The following is a 12,930-nucleotide window of genomic DNA, read 5'->3' as shown; positions in this document are numbered from 1 at the left end:
CGTCCCTCTTTATTACGCTGGATTAGGAATATCGATAAAGGTTACGTCCAGATCGGTATTTTCATTCAGCCATTCGCTCAATGCGCGAATGCCGCCGCGTTCGGTCGCATGGTGACCAGCAGCATAAAAATGCAACCTTTGCTCGCGGGCTGAGTGAATGGTTTGCTCTGAAACTTCACCGGTGATAAAGGCATCGACACCAAACCGGGCTGCGCTATCAATGAAACTCTGACCGCCCCCTGTACACCAGGCGACGCGCTGAACTTTTTCCGGCCCGGTATCACCGCACCATAACGGTTTACGCCCTAAACGCGCTTCAATCCACGATGCCAGCTCCAGCCCCGGAACCGGCATGGAGAGTTCTCCCCATGGCACCAGCGGCTCGATTTCACCCATGACGGTGATCCCCAACAGCGCTGCCAGTTGCGCGTTATTACCCAGTTCCGGGTGAGCATCCAGCGGCAGGTGCCAGCCATACAGGTTGATATCATTTTCCAACAGCGTTTTCAGACGATGGCGCTTCATACCGCGAATAACCGGAGATTCGCCTTTCCAGAAATAACCGTGATGAACGATGACCGCATCCGCCTGCAGGCGTACCGCCTCGTCCAGTAACGCCTGACTTGCGGTCACGCCGGTCACGATTTTATGCACCGTCTCTTTGCCCTCAACCTGCAAACCATTCGGCGCATAGTCGCTAATGGCGGCGCTGTTCAGTTTGTCGTTGATCAGTTGTTCCAGTTCGGTGTTTTTCATCATCGTCCTCGTAGTCATAAATTCTGCCTGCCCAATCAGCAACACAGCTTAGGTTAAAATAGCGTTCCCGCTTGCGTTCGTCGATAGACATTTCACTGACACATCAAGAAACAATCACACCCGATTTGAACGCAATTTGCTTACCCCCACGCGCTCTAATTCATGTATATTTATGCAATCAGACAGCATATTGCAAAAATAATCAGATCTGTATCAAAGTTAAAACTTTAAGGAAACACACTCGCGCAGCACGTTCAGCCTGTCGCGAGGCATTTACTTCGAGAAAAGAATGAATAAACAAGCATCTCAACCACGGGCGATTTATTACGTCGTTGCGCTACAAATTTGGGAATACTTCAGTTTTTACGGCATGCGTGCATTGCTGATCCTGTATCTCACTAACCAGCTTAAGTACGACGATAATCACGCATATGAACTGTTCAGCGCCTACTGCTCGCTGGTCTACGTCACGCCCATTCTTGGGGGATACCTGGCCGATAAAGTGCTCGGCAATCGAATGGCGGTGATGATCGGCGCATTTTTAATGGCAGTGGGGCATCTGGTATTGGGCGCCAGCGAAATGGCCCCGACGTTCCTTTATTTGTCGCTGGCGATTATTGTCTGTGGCTACGGTCTGTTTAAATCCAACATCAGTTGCCTGTTGGGCGAGTTGTATCAGCCTGAAGACCCTCGCCGTGACGGTGGATTCTCTCTGCTCTACGCTGCCGGTAATATTGGTTCAATCATCGCGCCCATTGCCTGCGGCTACGTGCAGGAAGAGTACAGCTGGGCGATGGGCTTTGCGCTGGCGGCGATTGGCATGCTGGCGGGGCTGGTGATTTTCGTATGCGGTAATCGCCATTTCGCCCATACCACCGGCGTCAACAAGGCCGTCTTGTGTGCGAAAAAATATATGCTGCCAAACTGGGCCTGGTTATTAGTTCTGCTGGTTGCAGCACCGCTGCTGATTACCGTTCTGTTCTGGAAAGAGTGGTCCGTTTACGCACTGATCGTTGCTACTGTTATTGGTCTGGCGGTTCTGGCGAAGATTTACCGCCAGGCGCAGACCCAGAAACAGCGCAAAGAGCTGGGGCTTATCGTTACGTTGACCTTCTTCAGTCTGTTGTTCTGGGCCTTTGCTCAACAGGGCGGCAGTTCGATTAGCCTGTATATCGACCGCTTCGTTAACCGAGATATTCTGGGATATTCCGTCCCTACCGCGATGTTCCAGTCGGTTAACGCCTTTGCCGTTATGCTGTGCGGTATCGTGCTGGCCTGGGTGGTCAAAGAAAGCGTTAGCGGTAATCGTACCGTCCGTATCTGGGGTAAATTTGCCCTTGGCCTCGGTTTAATGAGCGCCGGATTCTGTATTCTGACCTTGAGCGCCCGCTGGTCTGCGGCTTACGGTCACTCTTCCATGCCGCTGATGGTATTGGGGCTGGCGGTCATGGGCTTTGCCGAGCTGTTTATCGATCCGGTGGCTATGTCTCAGATTACACGTATCGAGATCCCAGGAGTGACCGGCGTATTAACGGGTATTTACATGCTGCTTTCCGGAGCCATCGCCAACTACCTGGCCGGCGTTATCGCCGATCAGACCTCACAAGGTTCGTTTGACTCGGCGGGCGCTATCAACTATTCCATCAATGCATATATTGATGTCTTTAGCGAAATAACCTGGGGCGCGCTGGCCTGTGTGGTGCTGGTGCTGCTGATTTGGCTGTACCAGTCGCTGAAGTTCAGAAATCGTTCGCTGGCGGTAGAGTCCTGAGTTTACAGGCCCGATGATGTAATAAGATTCGGGCCTGTTCTTCTGGAGATTATGCATGGTTTACAGCCAAATCCGCTTCTGAAACACCGGTCACAAGTTTTACCATTTCGCGTTCTATTCCCTGCTCCAACATGGTTTGCGCTATACGCAATGCCGCTTCTTGTTTTCCTTCTTCTTTGCCTTGTTGTAGTCCTTGTTGTAGACCTTCCTGTAATCCATCTAACCGTAACCGCTCTGCAATAGTCATCAGCCTCTCCTTGTGTTGGGGGATCCGTTGTGCCATCTCTTGCATAAACTCATTAAAGCGAGATTCATCGCCAGATTGTAGAATGTAATTAAACATCGCTTGTAGTTGCGTGTCATTAGCGCATCCAGTAAGTAGCAGCGTGGTCAGTTGCTCTACAAGCGCTATCACCACATTCTCATTCTGCTGGAAGGCATTACGCTGAAATCCACCATGCCTACTCTTTACGCGCCGCCTCATAGGCCGCCAGCGTCGCCAGTCTTGCTTGTTTATGATCGACAATCGGACGAGGATAGTTAAGCGTAACCTGCGCTTTTTCAGCCCACGTCCACGGATCATGAATGGCTTTACCCGGCACATCGCGCAGTTCCGGCAGCCACTGGCGGATAAACTCGCCGTCGCGGTCAAATTTTTCGCCCTGAGTCGTGGGGTTAAAGATACGGAAATACGGTGCGGCGTCGGTCCCGGTTGATGCCGCCCACTGCCAGCCGCCGTTATTGGCCGCCAGATCGCCATCGATCAGTTGCGACATAAAATATTGCTCGCCTTTACGCCAGTCGATCAGCAGATCTTTCACTAAAAAGCTGGCCGTAATCATGCGTAATCGATTATGCATCCAGCCCGTGGCGTTGAGCTGACGCATCGCCGCATCAACAATCGGGTATCCCGTGTTCCCTGTTTGCCAGGCTTGCAAATGTGCCGGATTATTCTGCCATTGCACGCGATCGGTCCAACGGATAAACGGTTGATGCCGACACAGCGCCGGATGGTAAGTCATCAGATGACGATAAAATTCACGCCAGATAAGTTCGTTCAGCCAGACGCTGCCTTCCCCTCCTTCAAGCGCCTGCGGCTGCTCCGCGAGCAGTCGATTCAGGCACTGGCGCGGCGACAATCCCCCTGTCGCCAGGCTCGCGGATAATCGACTGGTACCGTCAACCGCAGGGAAATCACGCTGTTGCTCATATTCTCTCGCGGCCTGCTGGCAAAACTGGCGTAATTGCGCGATAGCCAATTTTTCTTCTGCCACAAACCGCTGCGTATCAAAATCTTGCTGCGGATAGCTCAGCGTTATTGATGTTAACGGAGCGTCAAGAGCGCCGCTTTCTCTCACCTTCGGCGCACTAACGCATTCTGGAACACCCTCTTTAATCCGCTTCAGCCAGGCATTTTTAAACGGTGTAAAGACTTTATACATTTCGTGATTGCCGGTCATGACCGCCCCCGGAGGCAAGATCACGCTGTCGTCAAACCCATCACACACCACATGGGGTAATGCCTTCTCAACGGCGACATCACGCTGACGTTCGTTTATTTCGTATTGATAGTTATAAAACAATCGGCTGACGCTATGCTGTGCGCAGACGTTTTTGACGGTTTCCACGCTGGTCGCAAAATCTGCAACTTCATCAAACAGAAGCGGGATGCCTTTTTCCGCCAGCGCCGTCTGCAACGCATTCAACTGCGCACTCACAAATGCCGCCTGACGTGGGGCCATTTCATGCGCCTTCCACTGCTCAGGAGTAGAGATATATAGCGCGATGACCTGCGCAGTACGATCCCGACAAGCCGCCGCCAGCGCGAGGTTGTCATGCAGACGTAAATCACGTCGAAACCAGACCAGATGGGTGGTCATAATACTCCCGGATATAAATTAATCATTGCCACTCGTTATCTATTACACCGACAAGTGTAGACGTCGGCGCATAAAAAAAACCGCCACATTACTGTGAGCGGTTTTCTTGAGCAAGAACGATAACTTAGTAGAAATCGCAGGTGGCTTTTTCAGCCTGCTCCATCCACACCGGTTTATCACTGGTTTTAGACCAGACGCGGTGCAGGTAGCTGTAAAAACGAGCGCGGTCTTTCCAGAACAGCATGACCGGTAGCGCCAGCACGCCCGCCACTACGGCAAAGGTACGGCGCAAGAAAACAATGTGTGCTGGATATTCTTTATAAAAGTCCATAATCCTCTCCCATATATCTGTTCGGTGAATAGCACCGGAAAAATAAATTTGGTTAACTGATGAAAATAATACCGCCTTGTGTGTAATTTTGCTACTCATCCGACCACTTATTTTTATCTATTGATGCTCCGTTTAGCATAAAACCGTAATTAAGTTACATAAAGGTTAAATTAATACTAACCATTAGTTAAATAATGGTTTTTGCCATTTTTATACTTTTTTTACACCCCACCCGCTGATTTTTGCGAAATCTTTGCAAGCAAAAACCTACGCTCTGGTTATCACATTTATGCCACTGGAGGTGCACTGTGAGTGCAGGCGTGATAACCGGCATTGTGCTGGTCTTTTTATTATTAGGTTACCTGGTCTATGCCCTGATCAATGCGGAGGCGTTCTGATGGCAGCCCAAGGATTTTTACTCATTGCCAGTTTCTTGCTGGTGCTATTTGTCATCGCCAGACCGTTGGGATTTGGGCTGGCTCGACTGATCAACAATACGCCCCTGCCGGGCTTGGTTGGCGCGGAGCATTTACTCTGGCGCGGTCTGGGCATCTCGCAGCAGGAGATGAACTGGCGGCAGTATCTGCTGGCTATCCTTGCTCTCAATGCGCTGGGCCTGCTGGTCCTGTTTTCGATGCTAATGGCGCAAAACCTGCTGCCGCTAAATCCCCAGCAACTGCCAGGGCTTTCGTGGGATCTGGCGCTCAACACGGCGGTGAGTTTTGTCACTAATACCAACTGGCAATCCTATGCTGGCGAAACCACCTTAAGCTATTTCAGCCAGATGGCCGGGTTGACCGTGCAGAATTTCCTGTCTGCGGCGACCGGAATTGCGGTGATTTTTGCCCTGACCCGCGCTTTCACACGCCAGAGTATGAACACGCTGGGCAACGCCTGGGTCGATCTGGTTCGCATTACGCTGTGGATCCTCGTCCCTATTGCGTTGCTCATTGCCCTGTTCTTCATTCAGCAAGGTACGTTGCAAAACATATTGCCTTATCAGCCCATCACCACCCTTGAAGGGGTGAAACAGCTGCTGCCAATGGGGCCAGTCGCCTCACAGGAAGCGATTAAGATGCTCGGCACTAACGGAGGGGGATTCTTTAACGCTAACTCATCGCATCCGTTTGAAAACCCAACCGCACTGACCAATCTGGTACAGATGCTGGCTATTTTCTTAATTCCCACCGCGCTGTGTTTTGCCTTTGGTGATGTAGTGGGCGATCGTCGTCAGGGGCGGACCTTACTGTGGGCCATGTCACTGATTTTTGCAGTCTGCGTTGCCGTCGTGATGTGGGCCGAAGTTCAGGGCAACCCGCACCTGATGGCATTCGGTGCCGACAGCAATATCAACATGGAGGGCAAGGAGAGCCGCTTTGGCGTGCTGGCCACGAGTCTCTTTTCCGTCGTCACCACGGCAGCATCCTGCGGGGCTGTCGATGCGATGCATGACTCCTTTACCGCACTGGGCGGCATGGTACCTATGTGGCTGATGCAGATTGGTGAAGTGGTCTTCGGCGGTGTGGGTTCAGGTCTGTACGGCATGCTGCTGTTCGTGCTGCTGGCGGTATTTATCGCCGGGTTAATGATTGGCCGTACCCCGGAGTATCTGGGTAAGAAAATCGACGTGCGCGAAATGAAAATGACCGCGCTGGCGATTCTGGTCACCCCTACGCTGGTCCTGCTCGGTACAGCGATCGCCATGATGAGCGATGCCGGGCGCAGCGCCATGCTTAATCCAGGTCCTCACGGCTTTAGTGAAGTCCTGTATGCCGTATCGTCTGCCTCGAACAACAACGGTAGCGCCTTTGCCGGATTAAGCGCCAATAGCCCGTTCTGGAACTGCCTGTTGGCCCTGTGCATGTTCTTCGGTCGCTTCGGCGTGATCATCCCCGTGATGGCTATTGCCGGGTCGCTGGTCAGTAAAAAGATCCAGCCAGCAAGCCCAGGCACGCTACCTACCCACGGCGCGCTGTTTGTCGGGTTGTTAATCGGTACGGTGTTACTGGTTGGCGCTCTCACCTTTGTTCCTGCCCTGGCGCTTGGCCCGGTCGCAGAATACCTGTCATTACACTGAGTGATGCGGAGCACATTACTATGAGTCGCAAGCAACTGGCGCTGTTCGAACCCTCTCTGGTCGCACAGGCGCTGATGGACGCCGTGAAAAAATTAAGCCCACATACCCAGTGGCGTAACCCGGTGATGTTTATCGTCTGGCTGGGCAGTTTGTTAACAACACTGTTAACGGTGGCGATGGCAACAGGTCATATGCAGGGTAGCCCGTGGTTTACCGGCGCGATAAGTCTGTGGCTGTGGATTACCGTTCTGTTCGCCAACTTCGCTGAGGCGCTGGCAGAAGGTCGCAGTAAAGCTCAGGCTAATAGCCTAAAGGGAGTCAAAAAAACCGCCTTTGCCCGTAAACTTCGCGAACCCAAATACGGCGCGGCAATGGATCACGTTCCTGCCGATGATTTACGGAAAGGGGATATCGTGCTGGTGGAAGCTGGCGATATTATCCCGTGTGACGGCGAGGTCATTGAAGGTGGCGCATCAGTAGATGAAAGTGCCATTACCGGTGAATCCGCGCCTGTGATTCGTGAATCCGGTGGCGATTTCGCCTCCGTCACCGGCGGGACCCGCATCCTCTCCGACTGGCTGGTTATCGAATGCAGCGTAAACCCCGGTGAAACGTTCCTCGACCGGATGATCGCCATGGTTGAAGGCGCGCAGCGGCGTAAAACGCCCAATGAAATCGCCCTGACGATCCTGCTGATTGCCCTGACCATTATCTTTTTGCTGGCGACCGCCACGCTATGGCCGTTTTCCGCCTGGGGTGGTAGTGCGGTCAGCATCACGGTGCTGGTTGCCTTGCTTGTGTGCTTGATCCCTACAACGATAGGCGGACTGCTCTCAGCGATTGGCGTCGCCGGGATGAGCCGCATGCTGGGCGCGAATGTCATCGCTACCAGCGGACGTGCAGTAGAGGCGGCAGGTGACGTAGACGTACTGCTGCTGGATAAAACAGGCACCATTACGCTGGGTAACCGTCAGGCTTCAGATTTTCTGCCCGCCCACGGCGTGGACGAAAAAACGTTGGCCGACGCCGCACAGCTTTCATCGCTGGCCGATGAAACGCCGGAAGGCCGCAGCATCGTGATCCTGGCAAAACAGCGCTTTAATCTGCGTATTCGCGACGTGCAATCGCTGCACGCTACCTTTGTGCCGTTTACCGCCCAAAGCCGGATGAGCGGCATCAACATCGACAACCGAATGATCCGCAAAGGGTCGGTCGATGCCATTCGTCGGCACGTTGAAGCCAACGGCGGCCACTTTCCCGCCGATGTGGAGCAGAAGGTCGAAAGCGTCGCTCGCCTTGGCGCAACGCCGCTGGTGGTTGCCGAAGGCTCCCACGTACTGGGCGTGATTGCGCTGAAAGATATTGTGAAAGGCGGGATCAAAGAACGTTTTGCTCAACTGCGCAAAATGGGGATTAAAACGGTGATGATCACCGGCGATAACCGCCTGACCGCTGCCGCGATCGCCGCTGAGGCCGGAGTGGATGACTTCTTAGCTGAAGCCACGCCGGAAGCCAAGCTGGCGCTGATTCGTCAGTATCAAGCGGAAGGTCGTCTGGTGGCGATGACCGGCGACGGAACCAATGACGCTCCAGCCCTGGCGCAGGCGGACGTTGCGGTCGCCATGAACTCGGGAACTCAGGCAGCGAAAGAAGCAGGTAACATGGTGGATCTCGACTCCAACCCCACCAAACTGATTGAAGTAGTGCACATTGGTAAACAAATGCTGATGACGCGCGGTTCGCTGACCACTTTCAGTATTGCCAACGACGTCGCGAAGTATTTCGCTATTATCCCGGCCGCCTTCGCCGCCACCTATCCGCAGCTCAATGCGCTGAACGTGATGGGACTGCATTCGCCAGACTCGGCGATCCTCAGCGCGGTTATCTTTAACGCGCTGGTTATCGTCTTTCTGATCCCGCTGGCGCTAAAAGGCGTGAGCTACAAACCTTTGTCCGCATCCGCGATGTTGCGCCGCAATTTGTGGATCTATGGTCTGGGCGGTTTGGTTGTGCCGTTTATCGGTATCAAAGCGATTGATTTACTGCTGACCCTGCTGGGTCTGGTGTGAGGTTTCAGATGAGTGGATTACGTCCTGCATTATCAACATTGATTTTCCTGATGCTTATCACCGGCGGGGCTTACCCGTTGCTGACGACCGCGCTGGGGCAGTGGTGGTTTCCCCACCAGGCTAACGGTTCGCTTCTTAGCGAAGGTCAGGTTGTTCGCGGCTCTGAGCTCATCGGGCAACATTTTACCGCTGCCGGTTATTTTCAGGGGCGTCCGTCTGCCACAGCTGAAATGCCCTATAATCCAATGGCTTCAGGCGGCAGTAATCTGGCAGCCAGCAACCCGGAACTGGATAAACAGTTGCAAAGCCGGATTGCCGCGCTGCGTGCCGCCAACCCGCAGGCAAGTCCTGCCGTCCCGGTAGAGCTGGTAACGGCTTCTTCCAGCGGGCTGGATAACAACCTGACGCCAGCCGCGGTGGCCTGGCAAATTCCCCGCGTGGCGCAGGCTCGCAACCTCAGCGTTGAAGAGGTTACGCGGTTGGTTGCACAATATACGCAAAAGCCGTTGGTCAGTTTTATCGGTCAGCCGGTGGTGAACCTGGTGGAACTTAATTTAGCGCTGGATAAGCACTGAGAAAAAGGACATGCATAACGAACCCTTACGCCCCGACCCCGATCGCCTGCTGGAGCAGACCACGGCCCCGCACCGGGGAAAACTGAAAATTTTCTTCGGTGCCTGTGCTGGCGTCGGCAAAACCTGGGCCATGCTGGCAGAGGCCCAGCGACTGCGGGCGCAAGGGTTAGATGTGCTGATTGGCGTGGTGGAAACCCATGGACGCAAAGAGACCGCCGCGCTGTTGGACGGCCTCAGCATCTTGCCGCTAAAGCGACAGGCGCGTCACGACCGCCATATCAATGAGTTCGATCTCGACGCGGCGCTGGCCCGCCGTCCGGCGCTCATTTTGATGGATGAACTGGCGCACAGTAATGCGCCAGGCTCACGGCATCCTAAGCGCTGGCAGGACATTGAAGAGCTGCTGGAAGCCGGGATTGATGTCTTTACTACCGTTAACGTGCAGCACCTGGAAAGTCTCAATGACGTGGTCAGCGGCGTTACCGGCATTCAGGTTCGTGAAACCGTACCCGACCCTTTTTTCGATGCCGCCGACGATGTGGTGCTGGTCGATCTCCCCCCCGACGATTTGCGCCAGCGCCTGAACGAAGGCAAGGTCTATATCGCCGGTCAGGCAGAAAGAGCAATTGAGCATTTCTTTCGCAAAGGTAATCTGATCGCGCTACGTGAACTTGCCCTGCGCCGCACGGCTGATCGGGTAGACGATCAGATGCGCGCCTGGCGAGGACGTCCGGGAGAGGAGAAAGTCTGGCATACCCGCGACGCTATTTTACTGTGCATTGGGCACAATACCGGCAGCGAAAAACTGGTACGCGCCGCCGCACGTCTGGCGGCGCGTCTCGGCAGCGTCTGGCATGCGGTGTATGTCGAAACGCCAGCGCTGCACCGACTGCCCGAAAAACAACGCCGCGCAATTTTAAGCGCTCTGCGGCTGGCTCAGGAGTTAGGCGCAGAAACAGCCACCCTTTCCGACCCCGCCGAAGACAAAGCGGTCATCCACTATGCCCGTGAGCATAATCTGGGAAAAATTGTGCTCGGGCGTCCGACTACGCGTCGCTGGTGGCGTAGCGATTCCTTTGCCGACAAACTCGCTCATCGCGCACCGGATCTCGACCTGATGATTGTTGCGCTCGATGAGCCCCCTTCACGCCCTGTGCTGCAAACGGCAGATAGTCGCACCTTTAAGGATAAATGGCGGGTACAAATTCAGGGTTGTGTGGTTGCCGTTGCGCTGTGCGCCATCATTACGCTAATCGCCATGCAGTGGCTAATGGCCTTTGACGCCGCCAACCTGGTGATGATCTATTTATTGGGTGTGGTGGTTATCGCACTCTTTTACGGACGCTGGCCGTCAGTGCTGGCAACCTTTATTAACGTCGCCAGCTTCGATCTCTTCTTTATTGCCCCACGCGGGACGCTGGCCGTTTCAGACGTTCAGTACCTGCTCACCTTTGCCGTAATGCTAACGGTAGGGCTGGTTATTGGTAATCTGACCGCCGGGGTGCGTTATCAGGCGCGGGTAGCGCGTTATCGTGAACAGCGTACGCGTCATTTGTATGAGATGTCGAAAGCGCTGGCCGTCGGTCGGAGTCAGACGGATATCGCCGCCACCAGTGAACAGTTTATCGCTTCAACGTTTCAGGCCCGCAGCCAGGTTTTACTGCCCGGTGAGAACGGCAAGCTGGCCCCGCTCACCCATCAACAGGGCATGACGCCGTGGGATGACGCCATTGCCCAATGGAGCTTTGACAAAGGGCAACCGGCCGGTGCAGGCACCGACACGTTACCGGGCGTGCCGTATCAGATTTTACCGTTAAAAAGCGCCGATAAAACGCATGGGCTGCTGGTAGTCGAACCGGGAAATTTACGCCAGCTTATGATCCCCGAACAGCAACGCCTGCTGGAAACCTTCACTCTACTGGTAGCCAGTGCGCTGGAGCGCCTGACGCTGACCGCCAGCGAAGAGCAGGCGCGGTTTGCCAGCGAGCGCGAAAGCATTCGCAACGCCCTGCTCGCTGCTCTGTCCCACGATTTACGCACGCCGTTGACGGTGTTGTTCGGTCAGGCGGAAATCTTAACGCTGGATCTGGCTAGCGAGGGATCGCCACACGCGCGCCAGGCCAGTGAGATTCGCCAGCACGTTCTGAATACTACCCGGCTGGTTAATAATCTGCTGGATATGGCGCGAATCCAGTCTGGCGGCTTTAATCTTAAGAAGGAGTGGTTAACGCTGGAAGAGGTGGTCGGCAGCGCCCTGCAGATGCTGGAGCCCGGTCTCTCTGCCCCGATAAATCTGTCGTTACCTGAACCGTTAACACTGATTCACGTCGATGGTCCGCTCTTTGAACGGGTGCTGATTAACCTGTTGGAAAACGCCGTCAAATACGCGGGGCCACAGGCGCAAATCGGTATTGATGCCAGCGTCGATGGCGCACATCTGCAACTGGACGTCTGGGATAATGGGCCGGGTATTCCGTCGGGTATGGAACAGCGCGTTTTTGACAAATTTTCCCGGGGAAATAAAGAGTCATCGGTGCCCGGCGTTGGGCTGGGGCTGGCAATTTGTCAGGCTATTGTGGACGTGCACGGCGGTACTATTTCGGTCCACAACCGCGCGCAGGGAGGAGCCTGTTTTCGTGTTACACTGCCCCAGGAAATCCCCCCTGAACTTGAAGATTTTCATGAGGATATGTGACGAACGTACTGATTGTTGAAGATGAACATGCCATTCGCCGCTTTCTGCGCACTGCGCTGGAAGCCGATGGCCTGCGTGTATATGAAGCGGAAACGCTGCAACGTGGTCTGTTGGAAGCCGCCACGCGAAAACCCGATCTCATCATTCTCGATCTCGGCCTGCCGGACGGCGACGGCATTGATTTTATTCGCGACCTGCGACAATGGAGCGCGATTCCGGTGATTGTGCTTTCAGCCCGCAGTGAGGAAAGCGATAAAATTGCTGCGCTGGATGCCGGTGCCGATGACTATCTCAGTAAACCCTTTGGCATTGGCGAGCTACAGGCGAGATTGCGCGTGGCATTGCGTCGCCACGCCAGCGGTGCGTCTCCCGAACCGGTGGTACATTTTTCCAACGTCAAAGTGGATATTGCCGCGCGCCTCGTTCACCGTGGTGACGAGGAAATTCATTTGACGCCGATTGAGTTTCGTCTGTTAGCGGTTCTGCTAAATAATGCCGGGAAGGTACTGACGCAACGCCAGTTGTTAAATCAGGTTTGGGGACCAAACGCCGTCGAACACAGTCATTATCTACGTATTTATATGGGACACCTGCGCCAGAAGCTGGAACTGGACCCGGCCCGTCCGCGTCATTTTCTGACCGAAACCGGAATTGGCTATCGGTTTATGCCGTGAATTCTTATTCATTTTTTCTGATTAATTAATAAATATATTTTTCATTACTCACTCCACTGCATAATACTTATTATGCAGCCAGTAGAATATTGTAAAAAAATA

General features: G+C 54.0%; 10 protein-coding genes and 1 pseudogene. 7 read left to right on the top strand and 4 right to left on the bottom strand.

Annotated features, from left to right (window positions below; all coding sequences use genetic code 11):
• Positions 1-12: 12 nt before the first annotated feature.
• Positions 13-756 (bottom strand): radiation resistance protein YbgI, encoded by a 744-nt coding sequence (gene ybgI / locus OGV75_RS11900; RefSeq protein ID WP_029139454.1) that lies wholly within the window; start codon positions 754-756, stop codon positions 13-15.
• Between the two features lie 289 nt (positions 757-1,045).
• On the opposite strand from ybgI, the gene dtpD reads away from it, so the two are divergent.
• Positions 1,046-2,527: a dipeptide permease DtpD gene (gene dtpD / locus OGV75_RS11895; protein ID WP_213239182.1), complete on the top strand. Its 1,482-nt coding sequence runs from the start codon at positions 1,046-1,048 to the stop codon at positions 2,525-2,527.
• A gap of 49 nt (positions 2,528-2,576) precedes the next feature.
• Here the strand turns inward: dtpD and OGV75_RS11890 are convergent.
• From OGV75_RS11890 to OGV75_RS11880, 3 genes and pseudogenes are all read right to left on the bottom strand, one after another.
• Positions 2,577-2,942 (bottom strand): annotated as a pseudogene (locus OGV75_RS11890) (Rpn/YhgA-type helix-turn-helix domain-containing protein); the annotation flags it as partial.
• Between the two features lie 46 nt (positions 2,943-2,988).
• Positions 2,989-4,407 (bottom strand): deoxyribodipyrimidine photo-lyase, encoded by a 1,419-nt coding sequence (gene phrB / locus OGV75_RS11885; RefSeq protein ID WP_286480697.1) that lies wholly within the window; start codon positions 4,405-4,407, stop codon positions 2,989-2,991.
• A 124-nt stretch (positions 4,408-4,531) separates the two neighbouring features.
• Entirely contained in the window at positions 4,532-4,738 is a 207-nt protein-coding gene (locus OGV75_RS11880; RefSeq protein WP_003022870.1) for a YbfA family protein, read from the bottom strand.
• A gap of 308 nt (positions 4,739-5,046) precedes the next feature.
• Between OGV75_RS11880 and kdpF the strand changes: the two genes are divergently transcribed.
• From kdpF to kdpE, 6 genes are read left to right on the top strand one after another with little or no spacing between them, the layout of a single operon-like run.
• On the top strand, positions 5,047-5,136 hold the full coding sequence (gene kdpF, locus OGV75_RS11875; RefSeq protein ID WP_001670793.1) for a K(+)-transporting ATPase subunit F: 90 nt from the start codon (positions 5,047-5,049) through the stop codon (positions 5,134-5,136).
• On the top strand, positions 5,136-6,815 hold the full coding sequence (gene kdpA / locus OGV75_RS11870) for a potassium-transporting ATPase subunit KdpA (RefSeq protein WP_046274707.1): 1,680 nt from the start codon (positions 5,136-5,138) through the stop codon (positions 6,813-6,815). The genes kdpF and kdpA overlap by 1 nt, the downstream gene beginning before the upstream one ends.
• Before the next feature lie 20 nt (positions 6,816-6,835).
• Positions 6,836-8,884 (top strand): potassium-transporting ATPase subunit KdpB, encoded by a 2,049-nt coding sequence (gene kdpB, locus OGV75_RS11865; protein WP_016152268.1) that lies wholly within the window; start codon positions 6,836-6,838, stop codon positions 8,882-8,884.
• A gap of 8 nt (positions 8,885-8,892) precedes the next feature.
• Positions 8,893-9,459 (top strand): potassium-transporting ATPase subunit KdpC, encoded by a 567-nt coding sequence (gene kdpC / locus OGV75_RS11860; RefSeq protein WP_047359484.1) that lies wholly within the window; start codon positions 8,893-8,895, stop codon positions 9,457-9,459.
• 10 nt (positions 9,460-9,469) lie between these two features.
• Positions 9,470-12,154 carry a two-component system sensor histidine kinase KdpD gene (gene kdpD / locus OGV75_RS11855; RefSeq protein ID WP_284103933.1) on the top strand — a complete coding sequence of 895 codons (2,685 nt, stop codon included), beginning with the start codon at positions 9,470-9,472 and terminating at the stop codon, positions 12,152-12,154.
• Positions 12,151-12,828 (top strand): two-component system response regulator KdpE, encoded by a 678-nt coding sequence (gene kdpE / locus OGV75_RS11850; protein WP_016152265.1) that lies wholly within the window; start codon positions 12,151-12,153, stop codon positions 12,826-12,828. The genes kdpD and kdpE overlap by 4 nt, the downstream gene beginning before the upstream one ends.
• Positions 12,829-12,930: the final 102 nt, after the last annotated feature.

It is taken from the genome of Citrobacter sp. Cb028 (assembly GCF_030336705.1).
In the GTDB taxonomy this organism is placed as follows: Bacteria; Pseudomonadota; Gammaproteobacteria; order Enterobacterales; family Enterobacteriaceae; genus Citrobacter; species Citrobacter braakii.
Note: the sequence above shows the minus strand (reverse complement) of the source record. Positions and strands in the feature narration are given on the sequence as shown.

What these genes read in the sequence shown, in the direction of transcription:
- ybgI (WP_029139454.1), bottom strand. Translation starts at nt 756, where the DNA reads ATGAAAAACACCGAACTGGAACAACTGATCAACGACAAACTGAACAGC.
- dtpD (WP_213239182.1), top strand. Translation starts at nt 1,046, where the DNA reads ATGAATAAACAAGCATCTCAACCACGGGCGATTTATTACGTCGTTGCG.
- phrB (WP_286480697.1), bottom strand. Translation starts at nt 4,407, where the DNA reads ATGACCACCCATCTGGTCTGGTTTCGACGTGATTTACGTCTGCATGAC.
- OGV75_RS11880 (WP_003022870.1), bottom strand. Translation starts at nt 4,738, where the DNA reads ATGGACTTTTATAAAGAATATCCAGCACACATTGTTTTCTTGCGCCGT.
- kdpA (WP_046274707.1), top strand. Translation starts at nt 5,136, where the DNA reads ATGGCAGCCCAAGGATTTTTACTCATTGCCAGTTTCTTGCTGGTGCTA.
- kdpB (WP_016152268.1), top strand. Translation starts at nt 6,836, where the DNA reads ATGAGTCGCAAGCAACTGGCGCTGTTCGAACCCTCTCTGGTCGCACAG.
- kdpC (WP_047359484.1), top strand. Translation starts at nt 8,893, where the DNA reads ATGAGTGGATTACGTCCTGCATTATCAACATTGATTTTCCTGATGCTT.
- kdpD (WP_284103933.1), top strand. Translation starts at nt 9,470, where the DNA reads ATGCATAACGAACCCTTACGCCCCGACCCCGATCGCCTGCTGGAGCAG.